The 21,950-nt window shown below is 47.1% G+C and carries 14 protein-coding genes; 4 read left to right on the plus strand and 10 right to left on the minus strand.

Annotated features, from left to right (window positions below):
* Positions 1-22: 22 nt before the first annotated feature.
* The 5 genes from DXD25_RS01685 to DXD25_RS01705 all read right to left on the minus strand — a co-directional run bounded on the left by DXD25_RS01685 (position 23) and on the right by DXD25_RS01705 (position 6,228).
* On the minus strand, positions 23-745 hold the full coding sequence (locus tag DXD25_RS01685) for a phosphatase (protein WP_117661496.1): 723 nt from the start codon (positions 743-745) through the stop codon (positions 23-25).
* A gap of 90 nt (positions 746-835) precedes the next feature.
* Positions 836-2,038, minus strand: coding sequence for a uracil-xanthine permease family protein (locus DXD25_RS01690; RefSeq protein ID WP_117661497.1), 1,203 nt, complete (start codon positions 2,036-2,038; stop codon positions 836-838).
* Between the two features lie 100 nt (positions 2,039-2,138).
* Positions 2,139-3,665, minus strand: coding sequence for a hypothetical protein (locus DXD25_RS01695; RefSeq protein ID WP_233522159.1), 1,527 nt, complete (start codon positions 3,663-3,665; stop codon positions 2,139-2,141).
* Between the two features lie 51 nt (positions 3,666-3,716).
* On the minus strand, positions 3,717-4,757 hold the full coding sequence (locus DXD25_RS01700) for an HlyD family secretion protein (RefSeq protein ID WP_117661499.1): 1,041 nt from the start codon (positions 4,755-4,757) through the stop codon (positions 3,717-3,719).
* Between the two features lie 73 nt (positions 4,758-4,830).
* Entirely contained in the window at positions 4,831-6,228 is a 1,398-nt protein-coding gene (locus DXD25_RS01705; RefSeq protein WP_117661500.1) for a TolC family protein, read from the minus strand.
* Positions 6,229-6,412: 184 nt separating this feature from the next.
* Here DXD25_RS01705 and DXD25_RS01710 point away from each other — a divergent pair, with 184 nt between their 5' ends.
* On the plus strand, positions 6,413-7,354 hold the full coding sequence (locus DXD25_RS01710) for an AraC family transcriptional regulator (RefSeq protein ID WP_117661501.1): 942 nt from the start codon (positions 6,413-6,415) through the stop codon (positions 7,352-7,354).
* Here DXD25_RS01710 and DXD25_RS01715 read toward each other — a convergent pair.
* From DXD25_RS01715 to DXD25_RS01730, 3 genes are all read right to left on the minus strand, one after another.
* A complete protein-coding gene (locus tag DXD25_RS01715) occupies positions 7,311-9,776 on the minus strand; it encodes a hybrid sensor histidine kinase/response regulator (RefSeq protein WP_117661502.1) in 2,466 nt (821 codons plus the stop codon). The genes DXD25_RS01710 and DXD25_RS01715 overlap by 44 nt on opposite strands.
* Positions 9,777-9,996: 220 nt before the next feature.
* Positions 9,997-10,239, minus strand: coding sequence for a hypothetical protein (locus tag DXD25_RS01720; protein WP_117661503.1), 243 nt, complete (start codon positions 10,237-10,239; stop codon positions 9,997-9,999).
* Between the two features lie 295 nt (positions 10,240-10,534).
* Positions 10,535-11,941 (minus strand): sigma-54 dependent transcriptional regulator, encoded by a 1,407-nt coding sequence (locus tag DXD25_RS01730; protein ID WP_117661505.1) that lies wholly within the window; start codon positions 11,939-11,941, stop codon positions 10,535-10,537.
* A gap of 282 nt (positions 11,942-12,223) precedes the next feature.
* Here DXD25_RS01730 and DXD25_RS01735 point away from each other — a divergent pair, with 282 nt between their 5' ends.
* From DXD25_RS01735 to DXD25_RS01740, 3 genes are all read left to right on the plus strand, one after another.
* A complete protein-coding gene (locus DXD25_RS01735; RefSeq protein ID WP_117661506.1) occupies positions 12,224-14,887 on the plus strand; it encodes a glycoside hydrolase family 3 C-terminal domain-containing protein in 2,664 nt (887 codons plus the stop codon).
* 375 nt (positions 14,888-15,262) lie between these two features.
* Positions 15,263-15,388: a hypothetical protein gene (locus tag DXD25_RS17395; protein ID WP_255415670.1), complete on the plus strand. Its 126-nt coding sequence runs from the start codon at positions 15,263-15,265 to the stop codon at positions 15,386-15,388.
* The gene (locus DXD25_RS01740) at positions 15,385-15,990 is read left to right on the plus strand and encodes an Abi family protein (protein WP_233522160.1); all 606 of its coding nucleotides are present in this window, start codon (positions 15,385-15,387) and stop codon (positions 15,988-15,990) included. Before DXD25_RS17395 ends, DXD25_RS01740 begins: the two co-directional genes overlap by 4 nt.
* A 575-nt stretch (positions 15,991-16,565) precedes the next feature.
* Here DXD25_RS01740 and DXD25_RS01745 read toward each other — a convergent pair.
* Together DXD25_RS01745 and DXD25_RS01750 are read right to left on the minus strand one after the other, a co-directional pair.
* Positions 16,566-18,287: a SusD/RagB family nutrient-binding outer membrane lipoprotein gene (locus DXD25_RS01745; RefSeq protein WP_117661507.1), complete on the minus strand. Its 1,722-nt coding sequence runs from the start codon at positions 18,285-18,287 to the stop codon at positions 16,566-16,568.
* A 36-nt stretch (positions 18,288-18,323) separates the two neighbouring features.
* Positions 18,324-21,755 (minus strand): SusC/RagA family TonB-linked outer membrane protein, encoded by a 3,432-nt coding sequence (locus tag DXD25_RS01750; protein WP_117661508.1) that lies wholly within the window; start codon positions 21,753-21,755, stop codon positions 18,324-18,326.
* Positions 21,756-21,950: the final 195 nt, after the last annotated feature.

Genomic DNA, 21,950 nt, shown 5'->3' on the forward strand with positions numbered 1-21,950 from the left:
TGATATGTGAAACGAAATTTTCCTATTTTTCAGGGGTAGGCTTGAGATAAGCCATGAACTTCTCCGGCTGATAGTTGAGAACCAGCTCGTCAGGGAACTCTGCTTTCTCTACCAGCGGCATGATGTTGCTGTAGTCGGCAATCATGGCAGAGAAGTGGGCATCACTTCCGAAGATGACAGGGGTCTCGTACTTCTTGGCAAGTTCCAGCAGTTCCAGATTATTAGGAGCTGCCACCGTCTTGTGGCGGATGGGAGCCATGGAGTGATTGTTGATTTCGAGCAGGGTATGCGTCTCCTTGGAAACCTTCATCAGAGCCTCGAAATCCAGTTCTGCCGTTCCATCTCCAGGATGGGAGATAATCTGCACGAATGGATTGCGCATGGCATTGATGACACCCTGCGTGTTCTCTTCCTTGGTCCCTCCCTGCCAGCAAAGGCTATGAATGCCGGCGATTCGGATATCAAGCATGCGCCAGTAATCCTCATCGAGGTCAATATCGCCCTGGGTATTGAGGATGTTGAGTTCTGCTCCCAGCATCAGCTTGATTCCATAGAGCTGACGGGGAACGCAATGCAGGTTTCTGAAATAGATGGGATCACAGGTGCCTGGGATATGTGGTCCGTGCTCTGTGATTCCCAGTATTTCCAACCCCTTTTCTTTTGCAGCCAAGGTCATTTCCTGCAAACTGCTGAAGGCATGACCCGATGCTATGGTATGTGTATGAACGTCTAATAATGTTTTCATACTGCAAAGGTACGGATATTTTGCGAATTAGTTTATTTCTCCATGATTAAAAAACATTTTTTTCTTCGAAAATAGATGTTTTCCCACTTTTTACGCCTCCTCCTTCTTCGTTTTAGGAAGTACGAGGTTGAGAATCACGCCGATGACGGCAGAGAGACCGATGCCGGAAATGGCGAAGGAACCGGAGGAGAGGACGGCACCACCCAAGCCCATCGTCAGCATCACCGAGATGATGATGACATTGCGGGTTTCATTCATATCTACCTTGTTCTGCATCAGATTCTGAACACCCACACTGGCGATGGTGCCGAAAAGAAGCAGCATGATGCCACCTAATACCGCTTGAGGTATGCTCTGCAGCAAGGCACTCAATTTGCCCACGATAGAGAAACAGATGGCGGTGGCTGCGGATATGCGAATCACGGCAGGACTTGTGACCTTGGTGATAGACATCGCTCCCGTTACTTCAGAATAGGTAGTCTCAGGAGGACCACCCAGGAAGGCGGAACAGAGACACGCCACTCCATCGCCCAACATCGTGCGATGCAATCCCGGATCTGCCACGAAATCCTTCTTCGCCACGGCACTCACCACATACACGTCGCCGATATGTTCCAGCACCGGTGCTATCGCCACGGGTAGCATATAGAGAAATGGCGCCCAGGAGAAATGGGTGATGGTATCGAAGCTTACCGGACAGGAGAACCACGAAGCCGCTGCTACATCCGAGAAATCTACCTCGCCCATGCAGATGGCGATGACGTAACCCACGATAACGCCCGAAATGATAGGCACCAGCTTCATCAGTCCCTTGCAGAAGGTAAGTACCAGGATGGCGGTGATAAGCGATGCGAAGGCGAGAACCCAGTTGGTCTTAGCCATATTCACAGCGCTGCCCGAAAGGGAAAGACCGATAAGGATGATGGCGGGTCCGATGACTACCGGAGGGAAAATCTTATCCAGCAGTTTCTTGCCCTGCCATTTTACTAGGGCGCTCATGATGAAATACACCAGGGAGACGCTGGTAAGTCCGGCGATGGTTCCCGGAAGTCCCCACTGCTTGGTGGCAGCGATGATAGGAGCGATGAAGGCGAAGGAACTGCCCAGGAAGATAGGCACCTTGCCCTTGGTGATGAAGTGAAAGAGAAAGGTTCCCACACCTGCGGTGAAGAGAGCCGTTGCCGGATCGATGCCTATCAGGAGAGGCACCAGAACCGTTGCACCGAAAGCCACAAATAGGAATTGTACTCCCACAAGAGTTTTCTTGGTCATAGAAAGTTGTTCTGTATTCATTATTATTGTTATATGAAAATGATTCTTGTTTCTGTTTATAGCTTGCTAAATCTTTGCAAAAATACGAATAAAGTTTGAAAATACCAAGAATCTCTTTCTTTTATTTCGCAAATCCTTTCTTTTTCTTCATTCTCTTTCCCACAAAGTTCCAGGAAGGCATCTTCTTCAGGGTACTTCTCACGGGCTGTACATCCCAGAGCAGGAAGATGATCAGCACGGCAATACCGATGAGACAGGTGATGCCATAGAGATTCCGGATGCTGAGCATCAGAAGATTGGTGGCATCGTAGGGCAAGCCGCGCGACATGTTGTCTGCCATCTGATAACGGAGCCCGAAACTGTACAGACCTGAGCACATCGCCGACATCGGACCATTGCGGATGATGCCTGCCATCGTCAATCCCATGAAGAAATGCTGGAACGGCATCAGTTCTTCCAGATACACGGTGAGCATGCAGAAGAAGATAGCATTGCCGAAGCTCCGCAGAAAGCAGGGCAGATAGAGTGCTTCGATGTTGAGACCCGGATCGATGAGGAAATACATCATCACGGGATAACATACCATCGTTGCCACACCTATCGTGAGCAGACGGGTGTATTTCTGACAGAGCACCTTGCACCAGAAGAGGCAGAAGAGGCAGCCGGCGATGGCACCCGTCCATTCCACGAAGTTGAGCACATTGGTGGTGATGTTGCCGAAATGCAGCACGCCACCCGTAAAGGCGGTTTGCAACACTTTAGGCGTACTGCCCATAAACTCTACGAATGCAAAAAGGATAAGCAGCGGGATGAGTCGCTTATACTTCCATGCCGCCGGAGCGATGTAAGGGTGACGGATGTGGAGCATTCGCTGGATGCAGAAATATCCGGTAAATATAAAGAGCAATACATCCATCTGCATGATCTTCGAATCGAGCCAGTTGTAGTGCTCGCCGTAGGTGAAGAAGAAGATGAACTCCAGCATCCATGCCGACCACAGGATGCAGCCCAGATAATCGATACTGATGAAGGGCAGGGGTTTCATGAAGCGGAAGTCGTGGGTGGTGACATACACGATGAGTGCCGCCAGAAGCAGGGCTCCCGTCATCGCCCAGTTGATGATGCGCCAATCCTGATAGATGTAAATCAGGTGTTCGGTGATCCAAGGCGAGAGGAACATATTTCCCAGCACGATGCAGTAGAGCAGGGGGAAGAAGATGGTGAAATCGCGCTTGGAGGTCATCCACAACTGGATGGTGCTCATACATTCGAAGGTTCCGCAGAGCTTGAAGAAGCCTGCGATGTAAGCGAGGATGCACATCAAGGGCACTGAGTCGGTCCACATGATGAGGAAATTACAAGCTGCCACTACCAGTGCCGCATTCAGCAGGAGCTGGCGGTTGGTAAAGTGGAACTTCATCTTGAAGAGGAAGGGGAATGGCATCGCCACGCCCACCACGTTGAACATGATGATCATGAGCACGTCTTCTCTCATCAAACTGTACTCGCCCATCACCTGGCTCATGGCTCCTCCATAGATTCCGCCCGACATCAGGAAGATGAAGGCGAAGAGGAGATAAATCCATGGCTGTAACCGGCGAGGAATATATCCATTGAACGAAGGAACCCGGAAGGGTCCTTGAAGCATTGGAGGTCCTGGCATTTTTTATAATTAATAATTTATAGTTTACAGAACATTCTATTTGATGCGAACCTTGGCTTCTACATTCAGTCCGGCACGGAGCAGGGCTATCTGTTTCGGGTCGTTATCCTTGGTAAGGGCGATGCGCACAGGCACACGCTGCTCTACCTTTACGAAGTTGCCGGTGGCATTATCCACAGGAATCATGGAATAGGCATTGCCGGCTGTGGCAGAGAGAGCCTCTACCTTGCCATGGAATACTACACCTGGGATGGCATCGGCGGTGAAATCTACAGTCTTGCCCACGGTGATGCCGTCCATCTGAGTCTCACGATAGTTGGCTACCACCCAAACATCATTGTCATCCACGATGCGGGCGAGCATCTGACCAGGCTGTACCAACTGGCCTTCGTGAATATCCTTTCTTCCCATCACGCCATCGCAGGTTGCCACGATTACAGTATAGGAAAGGTTGAGGCGAGCCAGGTTGAGCTGTGCTTCTGCCACGCTCTCTCCGGCACGTGAACCGCCGAGCTGCTGGGTCTGTACATTGCGAACTGATGCGGCACTAGCCTTGCGGCTGCTAGCCTGCTCATAACGTGCCTTGGCTCCCAGATAGCGGGCATAGGCGTTGTCGTATTGCTGACGGGTTACCGCATCCTTCTTCATCAGGGCTGCAAAGCGGTCGAAGTCCTGCTTGGCATTCATCATATCCACACGAGCCTCCTCGATGCCGGCAGCCGCTGTCTGCACATTGGTATTGGTGGTGCCCATGCTGGCAGTAACTACCGAAGAACTTGACTTGGATCCACGCAAGCCTGCCTCTGCCTGAGCTACATGCAGACGAAACTCTGCATCCTCGATGATAACAAGGGTATCGCCTTTCTTTACGTGCTGATAGTCGTTGAAACGAATCTCCTTGATGAATCCCGGTACACGGGTATTGATAGGGGTGATATGGCGGTTTACCTGTGCATCATCTGTGTAAGCCACATCGCTGCCATGATAGAAATGGCTGAAACACCAGCCGGTAGCTCCCAGGAAAAGGAGGATAATCACTACATTATATATTCTCTTGATAATCTTCTTGCTCATAATCTCTTGATAATAGTTTTCGATAAAAACTCTTAATTCTGTTTTTAAAATTAAATTTCTCCTGCCGCGTTTTTTGTTAAATTTCTCCTGCCACGTACTTCATACGATAGTAGGCATAGACGATGTTGATGCGGGCATCCACCTCGCTGAGCTCGGCATTGAGCTTGAGGTTGGAGGCATCCACCATATCCGTAACCAGAGCGAGCTGGCTGAGATAGCGGGCATTCATCACGTCGTAGTTCTGTTGTGCCAGCTCCACGCTCTTTCGCTGCGTTTCCAGTTCTACGTAGGTTTGCTGATACTGCACGTAGGCAGCCTGCACATTATTGTTAAGCTGCTCTGCCTGAACGGCATGTGCCTCTTTAGCCTGTCGGGTCTCTACGGCTGCCTGCTTGATTCGCTTGTTGCTCTTGAAGAGAGAGCTGAGGCTGTATTTCACACCCACGCCCACATACCATACGTTGAGGTTCTTATCAACAGGTGGTAATTCGAAGAGGATAGGTCCATCGAAATTATCTGCGGCAACGAAAGCCACTTTTGGCAGAAGATCGCTCTTGGCAATCTTTTCTTTCTGTTCGGCGATGCGGATGGCGTTGCTGCTCTGCTCCAGGAGTGGAGAGTTCAGGGTGCCTGCCGTCTGCCAGTAAGCCTCGCCTTCCTTGCCGTAGGTTTTGTCGGCGATAGTAGCATCGGGGATGATCTGAATCTCCTGGCTTGTCTGGTTCATCTGGCTTCCTTCATTCTTTTGGCTTCCCTGGTTCATTCCTAGGGTATTGCAAAGCTGATGGTTCAGGATGCTCCGGTTGTTTCGGAGCGCCGTAAGACCGAGTTTGAGGCTTTCCATCTGGAGTTCGTATCGGGTGATGTCGTTCTTCAGCGCCATTCCGTGTGTCTGTTTCTCCTTGATGTCGTCGATGAGCTGGCGGGTCAACTCGATGTTCTTTTCATACACCTTGATGCGGTTGTCTATCTTATAGAGGTCGAGATATTGCCCCAGGGCGATGAAGCGAATCTGTTGACGGGTGAGTTTTACGCCTACTTCTGCCTGCTGCTTTCCGAGTTCGGCGAGTTTGATGCCTGCATTGATGGCTCCACCGGCGTAAACCACCTGCTGTGCCTGGAAGGCGAAATTGTTGCCGAAATGTGGGGATTTCAAACCATGAACGTTGCTGAAGTCGCGGTCGGTAATCAGCGCATTGCCGATGTAACTGAAAGAGAGGGAAGCATCGAGGTCGGGCAGTTTCTTGCTTTTGGCCGCTTCGATGCCGAGGTGGGCTGCTTCTACTCCTGATAATGAAGTGCGAAGGCTCTTGCTGTTATCCTCCACCTTCTGGAAGAGTTGGCTGATGGTCATGTTTTCTTTCTTGCTGGCAGGCAAGGAAGCAGCCGTCCCTTCGGTGGTTTGTGATTGAGCCGAAGCCCAATGGGTTCCTCCTGCAAGCAGAAGGCCTACAAATAAGATGTTCTTAATCATTGATCATTACTTTTTGAATTTCGGGTGCAAAGGTACGGAGTTTTGAGCGAACAATCGCTTTAAATATTTCGTAGTGGATGGACGATTTGGGAATAATAGTTCTTTTATCTCACATATTTTGTGTAATTTTGCAACCGAAATAGGAATAAAGAGATATAATAACTCTATATATAATAAGGTGTAGATGGAATTATCTGAATTAAGTAGTCAGCAGGAAGCAAGCCTTTCCTGCTCTGGTTTGGAGGAATGGCAGGAGGGTCCGCAAGTTTTGACTTACGGAGCGATATTGATTTGCCGGAAGGGAAAGGCGAGACTGAATGTGAATTATAAGGATTGGGAACTTTATGAGGGGGCGGTGATTACGCTGTTTCCGAATGATGTAGTGGAATTGAAGGTTGACGGGGATTGCAAATCCCCTCAAACTGAAAATGGGGATTGCAAATCCCCTGAAACTGAAAATGGGGATTGCAAATCCCCTGAAACTGAAAACGGGGATTGCAAATCCCCTCAAACTGCGAACAGCTTCCAAGTTGAAATCCTGAAATATAATCCTTCCTTGCTTCGAGAAGCAAGCTTGCAGCTGGAGCAGACGGTATATTCTTCCTTGCGGGAAGACCGCTGTCGGCAGGATACCCCCGTGGTGACAAACATCATCAATGGGATGTTTGGTTTATTGAAGGTATATTTCGACCAGTCGGAGTGTACCTGCATCTCGCAGTTGGTATTGTGCCAGTTGAAGGCATTCTTCATCGGTTTTCATGAGTATCTTCAGCGCAATCCGCAATACCGACCAGATGAAGTAAAATCGTATCGTGTAAGAGAATTGTTCAATCGGTTTATGATGCTGCTGGAGAGGGACTACAAGATTTCAAGGGATGTGAACTATTATGCCGAACAGATGAATATCTCCTCGAAATATCTGACCAACATCGTGAATCAGGTGACGGGGCATACCCCCAAGACCATCATCGACCAATACGTGATTCTGCAGCTCAAGATGCATCTTAAGCGGACCACGCAAAGCATCAAGGAGATGGCTTGGGAGTTTCATTTTGCCGACGTCAGTTTCTTCTGCCGATATTTCAAGAAGCATACAGGTCTGACACCGCAGCAGATAAGGTCGTAATCACAACCTTCAGTTTTTCTCTGATCTCGGCTTCTTCTATCTCGCCGATGTATTCGGGTGACAGCGCCTTGAGTTCTTCGAGGCATCCCATCTGCATCATGGTGGCGATAGGGAGGAGCTTATGTGCCGCCTTTCCTATGCGGTCGGTAGATAAGGATTCCTCTTCTACGGCTTCTTTCAGATTCGTGAGATGATCGGCAAGTTCCTGCTTCACGGTATCAAGAATCTCCTTCGCCGCTTCTTCGTCGCCTCCGGCAAAAGCAAGAAGAGCATCCAGCTGAGGATTGGATTTCTGCTGGGATGATAAAACTGGCTGGAGTGATGAATCAGGCTGGGATGGAGTTCCAGACTGGGCATCCAGTTGAGGCTGGGACTCTATTCCCAGGATATCAGACAGTTTCTCCATACTGAATGGCTTGAACAGGCAATCGTCGAAGCCGGCTTTCAGAAGCTGTTCCAGGATGCTTGTATCGTGAGCAGTCATCGCCACCACCATCATATTGGTATGGTTGATGTGGGCAATCATATCCATGCCGTTCATCTCCGGCATTTCGATATCCATCAGCATCAGGGCTGGCTGTTCGTTATGTAGTGTGGTGAGGGCATCCATCACATGATTGCAGGCGAAAACCTGCCAGGTGTCGCCTACGATGCGGCGCAACATCTCCTGGAGAAGCTGGAGCTGCAGCTTGTCATCATCTAGAATCAGAATCTTGTGGTTGGCAAATTCCGGCTTCTTCTTTATATCAGTAACCTGATGGCTGCCAGAATTCTGTCCTTCCTTATCTTGAGCAGAATCGGGAGAAGGATCATGCTTAACTTCTGATGGAGCCATTTCCTGAGACTCCTCCATTGGTGCTGGCTCGATAGGGATGGTGACGATGAAGGTAGAACCTTTGCCCAGGGTAGAGTGGAGGATGATTTCTCCACCAAGCAGCGAAACCAGTTCCTGGGTGATGGACAATCCCAAACCGGTACCCTCGATGCCCTGGGCGCTCTTCAATCTCGTAAACGCCTGGAACACCTTCTGTTTCTCCTCATCGGTCATTCCCTTTCCCGTATCCTTTACGCTCAGGGTAAGCGTAGGCTTGCCCAGAATTTCTGAAACCTGTGCCTGGATGGTAACGCTGCCCCGATCGGTATATTTGATGGCATTGCTTACCAGATTATCCAATATCTGGCGAATGCGGAAGGCATCAGCACGGAAGAATTTCTTCTTCATTGGAGAATCCGAAGTTTCCGAAGAATCCGAAGTTCCCATCCCCTTCATCTTGCATTCGAATGAAATCTCCAATCCTTTCTCTTCTGCCCGCAATCTCATTCCCTCTACCGATTCTGCTACCAGTTGTGCCGGTGAGAAAGAAGTAGGCTGAACCTTCATCAGTCCGTTCTCCAACTGATGATAATCGAGCAGCGAGGCAACGAGATGTGAAAGATGAGCAGCAGAGTTCTTGATGTTCTGGAGGCATTCGATGCCCTTTGGATTGTTGACATAATCTTTCATCAGATCGATGAAGCCCGAGATAGAGGCAGCTGGCGCCTTGATATCGTGGGTGATGGTGAGGAGCAGGCGCTCGCGCTGGTTCATGATACGCTGGATTTCCTCATTGGCAGCCTCCAGGTTTTCCCTGTAGATGCGCTCCTTTCTGGCATCGCGCCAGATAAACCAGATCATGATGACGATGGCAAAGAAGGCTACGATGGCGAGCAGTTCCATCTGCCACAACAGATGCTTTCTTGCTTCCATCGCCTTCTTGATGGCTTCCTGCATATTGTCTTTTTCACGCTGGTGCACATCGCTCAGATGTTTGGCGGAGCGCAGGGCGAGTTTGGCACTCACCATCTTCAGCTCTTCCATCTCCCTATTGATGTTCTGCTTGTGGCCTTGCGTTTCCACTTTCTCCTTCTTGTCTATCTGGTCGAGGATGGTCGCTACGTTTTCCGCCACGTTGACTGGGGTGGTAACAGAATCGATGACAGCCCGGTTGCTGTCCTGTTTTACGCTTAAGGTTTCGGCGTGCTCCTTCTTGAAGGCATCGGCGAGTCGGCGGAAGAACCCCCTTCGGGTCTTCAATACCTCTACCGTCGTCTTTTTCGCCTCGTGGGTTTGAGGTGCCTTGGAGTGAACCAGTATGGAATCCTTTCCCGTATTCAGATTCTTCACCTTATTCTGCAGATAGTTTTGGGTAGGTCTTCCTGCCATGGCATCAGACAGTTGCTTCAGGTTTCTCTGCTCCTCTTTGAGCAGGGAAGAAATGGTACTGTCGGCGGCACCCCTTTTCTGGATATACTCGCGCGAAGCTTCATTGATGGCATTGATGCTCTTGGTGTTGCTATACACCAGACTGATTGCCAGAATCATAATAATGGCAATGGCGCTATATCCGAGGGCTACCTTGAGAGGAATATTGTTCTTGTGCATGAGAAATCGTTTAAAATGATGAGCAGACTGATATCTTGCTCAATAGATATTTGTTTGCAAAGTTAATGCAAAAAAATGATATTAGAAAACAAAAGGGCTAAAAACAAGTCAGGAGACCAATGAATTCTATCATTAGTCTCCTGCCTGATTGAAAGCGACGCGTAATTACTAGTGTTATTCTATCTTTTCCTCAGTTAATTACTATTTTTTAAAGGTGATATTACTCTGCTACAGTAGAATCTGTTGCTGTCGAGTCTGCTGGAGTCTCTGCTGGAGTTTCAGCTGGTGTTTCTGCTGGATTCTCTTTCTCTACTGTTGTGTCTGCTGGAGCAGCTGGTTCTGCTGGAGCTACTGTGTCAACTGGAGCAGCTGATGATACGCTTGCCATCTTGTTGCTGGCGAATACATTGCTAACTGAAACCATAACCATGGCAGCGATAGCTGCGAAAACTAACTTTTTCATAATCTTTTGTTTTTTTTATTGTGAATATTATGTTTATAACTTTCTTTGTGAACAGCCTTGCTTGCGTTACTGCTCATTGGCGTGTTCACTTTCTAATATCACAATCTGCGTGCCAAAAAACAAAAGAATTATCTAATAGTTTGATTATCAGCAGTAAATGCTTTTTGTTCCAGAATTCTACATTGTGGAAACTGTGGAACTGGTGTGGAATTATTCCCCAAAAAGTTGGGGAATGGTCATCAGATTCCCCATTTTCCCCATTTTCCCATATCATCAAAAGACGTACTTCTTTCTATCAGATACCGTATTTCTTCATCTTATTGTAGAGTGTCTTTCTATCTACGGCGAGCAATTGTGCAGCCTTACTCTTGTTGCCGCCTGCTGCTTTCAGCGCAGCTTCTATGCGCTGCAGTTCCGTTTCCTCATCGTGCAGGGCGGTAGGAGCTTGTGGCTGGATATGCGCCATACTCTGTTCCAGTTCGGTTACTCCGATGTATCTTCCGGTGGCGAGCAGGGTAGCTCGTTTCATCACATTGTTCAATTCTCGCAGGTTGCCCGGCCAGTTGTAGGCGGCAATTCGCTCCTTGGCTTTGCCGTCGAGTCCTTCCACATTTCTGTTCAGCTCCTTGTTGGCGTGCTTGATAAAGAGGTCGGCAAAGAGGAAGAGGTCGGCACCACGGTCTTTCAGCTCCGGCATGTAGATGGTAAACTCGTTGATACGGTGGTAGAGGTCTTCACGGAAGTTGCCTTCTGCCACGCGTTGAGCCAGATTCTCATTGGTAGCGCATACCAGTCGGATATCGATATCTATTTCCTTGTTGCTTCCCACCGGACGGATTTTTCTTTCCTGGAGGGCACGGAGCAGCTGCACCTGTACTTCATAGTTCAGGTTTCCCATCTCATCGAGGAAGAGAGTTCCTCCGTTGGCAATCTCGAAAGCACCTTTTTTGTCCTGGTCAGCACCTGTAAACGATCCCTTCACATGACCGAAGAATTCTGATGCCGCCACTTCTTTAGGGATGGCACCGCAGTCGAGTGCGAAGAAAGGTTTATTGGCTCTTGTGCTGAGTTCATGGATTCTTCTAGCCACATATTCCTTACCCGTACCGCTGGCACCCAAGATAAGTACCGACATAGGGGTAGGAGCCACCAGCGAAACGAAACTGTAGAGCTTGCGTGAAGCCTCGCTTTCACCTTCCAGGTATTTGGGTACATCCCCATTGGCAGATGAAGCCTGATTTCCTGCCTGCTTGCCAGGTGCTGCGTTTGTAGGAGTAGAATTTGTGTCTGTGGAACGCTGACTATCTGCTGAGGCAGCATACGGATCCTGTTTTTTCGGAGTCTTGATAGCTTCCTTGATCTTATCCAGAAGGATTTCCGGATGGAAAGGTTTTGCCACATAATCGGTAGCGCCCGATTTCATGGCGAGCACCACATTCTGAATTTCTGCATAGCTGGTCATCACGATGAAAGGCACCTGCACGCCATGCTTTCTCATCCATTGCAGCAGGAAGATGCCGTCGTGGTCTGGAAGGCGGAGGTCTGATAATACCAGATCGAATCCTCTTTCTGCCTCCTCGCAAACCTGTATGGCGGCCTTGACCGAAGTAGTTTTCTCCACCTCGAATCCCTTCTTCCTGAGCCATGTCTGAATCATGGTTCCAAATGCGATATCGTCTTCAACTATTAGAATCTTTTCCATATTATTGCGATCTTACTGTCTTGTTGTATCTTTCTTATTGTATCTTTGTCTTCTAAAAAGATAGAGTCGTTTCTGAGTGCAAAGTTAGCACTAATATTTGGAATCAGCAAGGAAAAAGTGCTTTATTGTTTGAATGATTCGAAAAAATTAGGAAGTAATCACATAAAAATGAAAACAATCTGAGTTTTTTAACACTTCATCAGTCTCAGTATTCAGGAAAAATATGTATTTTTGCATAATAAAACGAATCTATACAATATTATCGTACTAACAATAGTAGTTATGAAGAAACAAATACTTACATTGGCTATGCTGTCCGCTCTGGCGCTCTCAGCTCATGCCCAACAGCCAGCCAGTCAGCTGTTGCCTTATCAGAACCCTAACCTTTCTGCCGAGGCAAGAGCCAATGACTTACTTTCACGCCTGACCCTGGAGGAGAAGACGAAACTGATGATGGATGCTTCGCCTGCCATCTCCCGACTGGGTATCCCTCAGTTTCAATGGTGGAACGAGGCGCTGCATGGTGTGGCACGCAACGGATATGCCACGGTTTTCCCTATCACCATGCACATGGCTTCTTCCTGGGATGATGCCTTGCTCTATCAGGTGTTTACTGCCGTAAGCGATGAGGCGAGAGCCAAGGCGCAGGTGGCGAAGAAGTCGGGTAATGTAAAGAGATATCAGAGTCTGAGCTTCTGGACTCCGAATGTCAATATCTTCCGTGATCCTAGATGGGGACGCGGACAGGAGACTTATGGCGAAGATCCTTATCTCACTACACGTATGGGACTCGCCGTAGTGAATGGCTTGCAGGGACAGTCGTTCGACGGCAAGCCGCTGGCGGCTCCTGGTGTTCTGGCTTCTGATCAGTCTAAGGCTCCCCAATATGTCAAGACACTGGCTTGTGCCAAGCATTTCGCCGTGCATAGCGGTCCGGAGTGGAATCGCCACGTCTTCAATCTGGAGAATCTGCCAGCCCGGGATTTGTGGGAGACTTATCTCCCTGCCTTCAAGTCGCTGGTACAGGATGGACATGTGGCTGAGGTGATGTGTGCCTATCAGCGTATAGATGGTGCTCCTTGCTGTTCCAACGCCAAGTTTGAGCGCCAGATCCTCAGAGACGAATGGGGATTCAAGGGACTGATTACCTCCGATTGCGGAGCTATCTTCGATTTTTTTATGCCGGGCTATCATGGTACGGCAAAGACCGCTACCGAGGCAACTGCCCAGGCTGTGAATGCCGGTACCGACCTGGAGTGCGGCAGTGCCTATCGTACTATTCCGCAGGCTGTGAAGGCGGGAATGATCAATGAAGATAAGGTAAACCAGAGCCTGAAGCGTCTGCTGGTGGCTCGTTTCCAACTGGGCGATTTCGATAAGGATGAAACCGTGTCATGGACTCAGATTCCTGAGAACGTCATCGCCTGCAAGGCTCATAAGGATCTGGCTGAGAAGATAGCTGAAGAAGGTATCGTACTTCTTCAGAACAGAAACCAGCTGCTGCCATTGAACCGCAATCAGAAGATTGTGGTGATGGGACCTAATGCCAATGACTCCATCATGCTGCGAGGCAACTATTCGGGTTATCCTACCAGTTCTACCACCATCCTCCAGGGCATCCGCAACTATATGAAGGGGGCAGAGGTGAAGTATGTTCCAGCTTGTACCTTGACAAGAAACGAGGTGCAGGAAAGCCGTTTCAATCTCTTCCGTGAGGGAATGAAGGCCACCTACTGGAACAATCAGGAACAGAAGGGTGAGCCGGTGGCTACGGATGTGATGAAGACTGCCATCAATCTGAGCAATGGTGGTAATACCGTGTTTGCACCGGGTGTGAATCTTACTCATTTCTCAGCCCGCTATGAGGGAGTGTTGACTCCTGACAGGGATGAGGATCTTACCATCAATATGGGTATTGATGATGGTTGCCGCCTGATAGTGGATGGCGATACCATCGTGAATATGCGAGAGTGCTGGGGCCGCGTGGCGCCTATCATCAAACCGCTCTCTCTGAAAGCAGGCAAGCCGGTTAAGATTCAGATAGATTATACCCAGAAGGAAGATGTGGCTGTGATGCAGTTTGATATCCTGAAGACTTCGAAGCCTACCAACGAGCAGATCCTGGCAGAGGTGGGCGATGCGGATGCCGTGGTATTCGTAGGCGGTATCTCTCCAAATCTGGAGGGCGAGCAGCTTGAGATTGAGGAGCCTGGATTCAAGGGCGGCGACAGAACCGACCTGGAGTTGCCGAAGGCTCAGCGCCAGGTTATCGCCATGCTGCATCAGGCAGGCAAGCGTGTTGTCTTTGTCAACTGTTCGGGAGGTGCCATCGCCATGGTTCCTGAGACGGAAAATGCCGAGGCAATCCTTCAGGCATGGTATCCTGGTGAACGGGGTGGTGAGGCTGTAGCCAAGGTTCTCTTTGGCGAGGTGAATCCATCGGGCAAGCTTCCGGTTACCTTCTATAAGAGTGTGAACGATCTTCCTGATTTCCTCGATTATACGATGAAGAATCGTACCTATCGTTATTTCAAGGGCGAGCCTTTGTTCCCATTCGGTTACGGTTTGAGTTATACCTCTTTCGAGTACGGCAAGCCTACCCTGATGCAGGTGAAGAGCAGGAAGCGTGGCAGCAAGGCTGCTGATTACAAGCTGATGTTCTCCTTGCAGAATACGGGCAAGCGAGAGGGTACCGAAGTAGCGCAGGTTTATATCAAGCGTGTGGATGATGTGGATGGACCAATCAAGAGTCTCAAGGTATTCAAGCGTGTGTCTTTGAAGACTGGCGAGCGCCAGATGGTAAGCATCGATCTTCCTCGCAAGAGTTTCGAGGGTTGGGATGCCCAGACCAACACCATCCGCGTGGTTCCTGGCACTTACCAGGTATTTGTTGGCGGCTCCAGCGCTGATGCAGCCAAGACTAAGATAGAAGTGAAGATCAAGTAAGCCTCTTTTCATAGAGCTTGTCTTGGAATACTCAAAAAAGGCGATAGGTGCACTAACTCTTGAATCAATAAGATTTAGTACACCAGGTAACAATATGGAAACGAGCGGAATTCTGCTCGTTTCTGTATTTTGCAATATGCAAAGAACGCCTTAATTCGGGGACAAAGATACGATATTTTTCTAAATCTCGCATAGCTTACAAGGAGAAAACCTTGGAAATTAGAACTTTTTACGTTAAAATCCATATTTGACAAGCAGATTTTGAAGAAAATATTTGGAGTTTCCAATAAAAAAGAGTATTTTTGCAGCAACAAATCCCACCACGCCTCTCAACGATGCGTACCACGGTGGGACTTCGCTTTTTATAAAGGGTATATGGATTACGACAAACAACCGATAAACGTAGATGAACAGGTTGCCTTGCTCCAGAACAGAGGGCTGGTGATAGAAGATATTGCAACTGCCAAATTGCAGCTTTGCAATCTCTTCGGACCAAAATGATTCAGATATTTTCTATGGAGCATGGCGCATTTTGGTTTATGGATGCATCACTGTTCAAGAATGCAGACTTTTATGAAGGCTGCCTTGACAATATCAAGAAAGAGGTGTCTCGTTCAAATGAAGATTTCATCAAGGAGCATTCCGAGAAATATACTTTCCCTTCTCTCCCTCCTGTGTGGAAAACATTGGAGGTCGTTTCGTTTGGTACGCTTTCCAAATTATTTTGTCTGTTTAAGGACAATCGTCTTAAAAAGCAAGTGGCAAGAGAGTTTGGACTACCTCAATACACTTACTTGGAAAGTTGGATAAGGTGCATAACCGTGCTTCGCAATTGTTGTGCACACCATGCTCGTATATGGAATAGGCGTTTTGCATTGAAGCCACAATTGCCAAATCGGCTTCCACTTTCTTGGATTGCTCCAACCCAAAAGCCTATCAAACTTTACCATCAGTTATGCACCTTATTATATATGGAGCAAACTATAACTCCTTGTATGGATTTGAAAAGTTCGCTGCTCAGGTTGCTTGCAGATTATCCCAATATTGATTTACATGCCATGGGCTTTCCACAAGGATGGGAAAACGAACCTTTATGGAGATAGCAACAAGTGTTCGGATATAAGTCTATCCAAGCACTTGCTGCCACAATGTCCTCTTTTCATATTTTACCTCGCCTTGGCAAGATATTGCTCTAGTACAGGGCAATATAATGCCAAGGCGAGGCAAGAAACGATGCGTCCTCTCGTATTGGAGGAATTGGCGTATCAGGTTTTCTTCTGATGCGTCGTATAGAATCCTAATCTCTTTTTTACTCTTCACCTTTCACCTTTTCGCCCGAAACCCCGATAAACACTGGGGTTTCGGGAGGTGAAGAGTGCTTACTCACTCTTCACCACTCTTCACCACTCTTCACCTGCCGGAAATCTTCAGATGGATGCTGTAGAAACGGAAAAAATAAATAAGGTGAAGAGGGGGTGAAGAGTGGTGAAGAGTCAAGTTGACTCTTCACCCTATTAAAGCTTCTGTATATCAGAAGATTATGATGGGCTGGTGAAGGGTGAAGAGTGTTTTGCAATTTTTGTGCTGAAACTCTATCTGGAATATTCAAAAGGTGATAATCTTGTTGTTATGCAAAAAAGGTGTGCCATCATACAATGACACACCTTTTATAATTATTTTAGTGTTCTGCTACGATCTTGTAGTAAACATCCTTTGCCCAGAACAAAGTGCTGAAGTAGCCGAGAGGCTCCTTGTAGTACTTGCTGATGGCAGCCTGGACATTATCCTTGTTGTAGTTCAACTCATCACTTGGATAAGGCAAACGACCCGGAGGTGTTGGATAGCTAGCCAGCTGATTGTCCTTTGCAAAGCTTACTTCTGGATAACCTGTACGGCGTGTTACATTCCAAGCCTCAAGCAAGTTTGTCCAACCAAAGTTTAACCACAACTGAGTACAAACAGCTTCTTGGGTTGGCTTCCAAGCTTTTTCAGCGTATGCAGCGATTTCTTCAGCTGTAGGCTCAATCAAATCGCGGTTAGCATTGTAGCTGTCATTGCCCTTCTTGTAGAGAGAACTGTTTTTCTTCTCATTCCAGAAGTATTCAGTTGAAAGTTCAACACCCTTGATGAAGCATGCCTTAGCTTTAGCCTCATCCTTGGTAACACCATAGCCCATCAGATAAGCTTCAGACTTGCTCAAGCTTACTTCTGCAGCACCCATCCAAAGACCAAATACGTTGGAATTACCTTCGTATTCTTTCCAACCTGCTACAGCCTGTGAGTCAAGTACACAATAGTAGTTAGCTGGATAAAGCTTACGTTTCTGATAGTCCTTACCTTTTTCTGTAGCGATATCAGAAATTTGTGAGCTAGTTTTTGTAACATCGTATGAGATATACTCACCATCTGGGTTAGGATCCAACATTACCTGGATACGTGGGTCGGTATCTGCTGTTGGAATACCATTGGCTGGCACGTTCAAAGCATCAAGCATAGCCTGTGATGGAGTGTAACCTGTCCAGAGAGCTTGTGAAATGCTCTTGCCCCAGTTGAAGTCATCTGAGTTTGTACTAGGCTCAACACCCATGTTATCTGCGTTGCTTTCAATAACTGGGTACTTGGATGGATTCTCAACGATTTCCTTGATTGCGGCATGAGCTTCGCTTGTTACGCTACCATTTGTTGAAAGATGGAGAGCGATACGAAGACGAAGTGAGTTGATGTACTTCTGCCAGCGAGCTGCATTTCCTGCTGCAATGGTATAATCCTTGGAAGCCATTGCGTTCTGTACGGCTGTAGAAGGACCACCTTCTGCAAAATAATCACCGGCTTCTTTAAGATCAGCCAGAATCATCTTGTAGAGGTCTGCATCATCGTCGTAAGCAGCTTTCTGCTTTGCACCGGTATAGTCGCTATTCTCCCATAAAGTGCCGGCACCCTTGAATGGAACTGCACCAAAAAGTGACAACATCTCATGGAGCTGAGACTCCAGTATAGAACGGCTAACCATCAGGTAAACCTTGTTGGCGTTCTGTTCTGACTCATCAAGCTTATTGTATGTCTTCTCCAATACGCGATATTGAGTCAGCATATCATAGAAGTTAGTCCATCGGTCGTTGAAGCGGCCTTCACCACCGCCCATAAAACGTCCTTTTCCGTTGGAAGAACCGATCATTCCACCAAAGACACCTGATGTCTGGGTCTGGCAATAATAGCGATAATATACAGGGTTCAACCAAGTATTACCTTTGAAAAGTACGGCAGTGAATACGTCTGGCACACTTACCGTATTGGTTTTTGAAGGATCTGGATATTTCTCGGTGTAGTCTGTATTAGAGCATGAACCGAGAGCAACGAGTGCCAAACCAGCCATCATGATTGAAAATATCTTCTTTTTCATATATGTTTCTTAATTAACTATGAATTACTAATTTAATTAGAAGCTAGCACGGAGTGAAACACCGAATGTACGGGCACTGGCAGTAGAACCACCTATCTGTGACTGATAGATCCAGCTTGTACCATCAGTAGTTTCTGAATCGAACAGCTTCAATGAACGATAGATATAGAATGGGTTACGTGCGAATGCAGAAATCGTCAGGTTGGTGCAAGCAAACTTCTTGGTCAAAGAGGTTGGCAATGTGTATGCCAAGCTGATTTCACGGCATTTTACGTAACTGTTCTTCTGGATAGCATCTGCGTAACTCTTGGTTGCACCAGTACCCCAACCATATTGGCTGTCATTGATTTCAAACTGGGTAACGATGATATCGTTAGGAGTGCCGTCTTCCTTTACACCCTTCTGGATAACACCATTGTCCCATACCAAATGACCATCAATCTTAGTCTCACCACGCTTGTAGTTGCTGATAGTTGAAGGATCTACTCTTACGATAGAACCCTTCTTGCTAACATCGTCTGCAGTACTATAGTAGAAGAGACCGCCAGAGGCTGCGTCACGTGAACCTACTGCATCCTTGATGTTACCAGCATCCATCATATACTGCCATGGCTGGTTGAGTACATCACCACCAATGCGGAAGTCGAATGACATATCAAGAGCCCAGTTCTTGTATCTTAAGCTGGTACCGAAACCACCAGTCATCTTAGGCATGGCATTACCCACCTTGTGGCGTTCTGTTGTGTCTGCAATGCGAAGACCGTCGGCACCAATGATGTAGTTGCCCTTATCGTCGGTCTTCCAGGTATATGCATACCAGTCACCCATAGATTCACCTACATGAGACTCAAGGCTGGCTGCACCACCATCGAATGTCTGGTGAGAAAGAACATCAAGTCCATCTGCCAGCTTCTTTACCGTATTCTTGTTCCAAGCCAAGTTACCACGGAGCTCCCAGTTCCAGTCTTTGTTCTGGATAGGTGTTCCATATACGCTCAACTCAATACCCTTGTTGGTCAACTCACCGATATTCATCAGCATACTGCGACCACCCATAGAGGCTGCTGCAGAAGTCTGGAGAATCTGATCCTTGATATCATTGTAATAGTAACTGAATTCCATACCCAAGCGGTTGTTCAAGAACTTGTTCTCGATACCCAACTCATACTCATGCTTCTTTTCTGGTTTGATGCCTTCGTTACCGATCTCGGTATCAACAAATGCGTATGTATAGGTATTGTTCTTATTCAAAGAACCCTGCTTGTAGGCCATGTTTGCTCTGTAAATCTCAGGAGCATTACCTACGATACCGTATGAAGCACGAATCTTACCATAGTTCCACCACTTAGGACACTTATCTTTCAGAAGTTCTGTGTAGAGAACACTTGCACTAACTGATGGATACCAGAAAGAGTTGTTGCCGTCAGCCAATGTGGAAGTCTTCTCCTGGCGGATGGTTCCTTCCAGGTAAGCCCAGTTGTCGAAGCCATAGCTGGCTGTCAGGAACATACCTGTGCGGAGCTGGTCTTGCTTATTCATATCTGCACTCTTTGTACCAACGGAAGCATTCAAATGGAACCAGTTTTCCTGTGACAGACCATTTGTTGTGCTGACACTTGACTGATAATATGACTCATGACGTCCATTCCAACCGAAATTGGCGGTAATGTTATGCTTCTCAGCGAAAGTCTTGTCGAACATCAACATGACATCACCATATACGATAGAATACTGGTCGTTGCTCAAACCGTATGAATCAGAGAACTGACCTGTAGTAGAGAACAAGTGTGGAGTTTCTGCACGGTTCTTATTCTCAATCTTATTGGTTGTGATATCTGTAGCGATACGGGCACTCAGCTTCAATCCAGGGATGATGTCCCATGTAGGGTTTACAGAACCGATAAAGCGAGTGTGATTCTCTTCCTGTGTCTTACCCAGGATATTCCAGAAGTACTCTGACATCAAAGAAGTAGAACCCATTGGTGTGTAAAGGAACTGCTCGTCTGGAGTCAAGGTCTGGTCAGTTCCGCCATTGGCACGGTAGATACTGTTCTGGTATCCCTGACTGGTAAGTGTGTGCTCACGGATATATTTAACATCTGTGAAACCACCGAACATTCCAGAATAGTTACATACCAGACGGCTGATACGATAAGGACGGTTCTTGATATATTGTGATGTGAATGTTGCAGCATAGTTCAACTTGATGGTCTTGGTAACATCAAATGTACCATTTAAGTTGAAGTTGTGCTTATTGTTGTTAGAGTTATACTGCATTGCCTGTACATCATTGTATGTATAAGAGAAACGCAGGTTGTTGCGGTCTGTACTGTTGGTCAATGCAAGATTATAAGTCTGGTTTATACCTGTACGGAAGATATCTTCCCATTGGTTGTGATCAATAGGAGTAAATGAACGTTCTGTACCATCAAAGTAGGTAACCTTTTTGCTGGAATCATATCGGGCACCATAGGTATAGATGGCTTCGCGGTTTGGAGTAACAATGTTGTTGCCATTGCGGTCGAAGCGAGTGTTACGGAAACCTGTAGCTGCTTCCTGTGTGTCGCCAAGAGCCCAGTTGTCATAACCAGGACCGAATTCCTTCTGGATTTCAGGCATATAAGCCACCTTGTCGAAGCTTACGTTTGCGCTGAAGTCAACATGAGTTCCGGTTCCTTTCTGTCCCTTTTTGGTGGTAATCATTACAACACCATTAGCTGCCTCTGAACCATAAAGAGCTGAAGCTGCTGCACCCTTCAAGATAGAGATATTCTCAATATCCTCTGGGTTGATATCTACGAGACCGTTTGAGTTGATTCGCTGATTGCTCCAATAGTCATTATTGTTGGTGTTACCATTATGGATTGGCACGCCATCAAGAATCAATAAAGGCTGGGTATTACCATTGATAGAAGAAAGACCACGAACAGAGATAGATACAGCTGATGTACCGCCACCAGGTGCTGACTGAATACGAACACCTGATGCCTTACCATAAAGACCAGCTGCCAAATTTGCACCACCTGTTCTGTTCAAATCTTCTGCATTGATAGAGCTGACTGCATAACCCAACTTCTTGGCATCCTTCTTGATGCCAAGAGCAGTTACTACGACTTCTTCAAGTGCTTTTGAATCGTCTTTTAAAGTGATTTCGAGAGGTTTGCCATTGTAAGTAACCTCTTTAGTTTCAAATCCTACGTAAGAAATGCGGAGAATAGTTCCCTTTTTCACACCCTTGAGTGAAAAGTTACCATCAATGTCTGTCACAGTTCCGTTGCTTGTTCCCTTGATGAGAACAGAAGCACCAATGACTGTTTCGCCAGTAGCATCCTTGACGATACCTGTACATGTCTCGTCTTGCTGTACGTTCTGTACGCTGTTAACGGCAGGAATACCTGCGTAAGCAGCACCAGCAGAACCAACCATCAAGGCGAATGCCAGATTCATTGTTTTGTTAGTTTTTGCCATAATACAAACTTTTAATGTAATGAATAACTATTAATATTTAATTGTTCTTGCTTGAGATGTTTAATTATACTCACTTACAATCTGATTTTCTTTTATTTATTATCTAGGTTGGTAAGTTCATTTAAAAATGTTTTGCAAAAATACGTAAAAAGTATTAATTGATATAGAAAAAGCTGTGAATAATCTTTAGTTTTA

Origin of the sequence: Prevotella sp. TF12-30, assembly GCF_003436715.1 — a bacterium.
Taxonomy (GTDB): Bacteria; Bacteroidota; Bacteroidia; order Bacteroidales; family Bacteroidaceae; genus Prevotella; species Prevotella copri_A.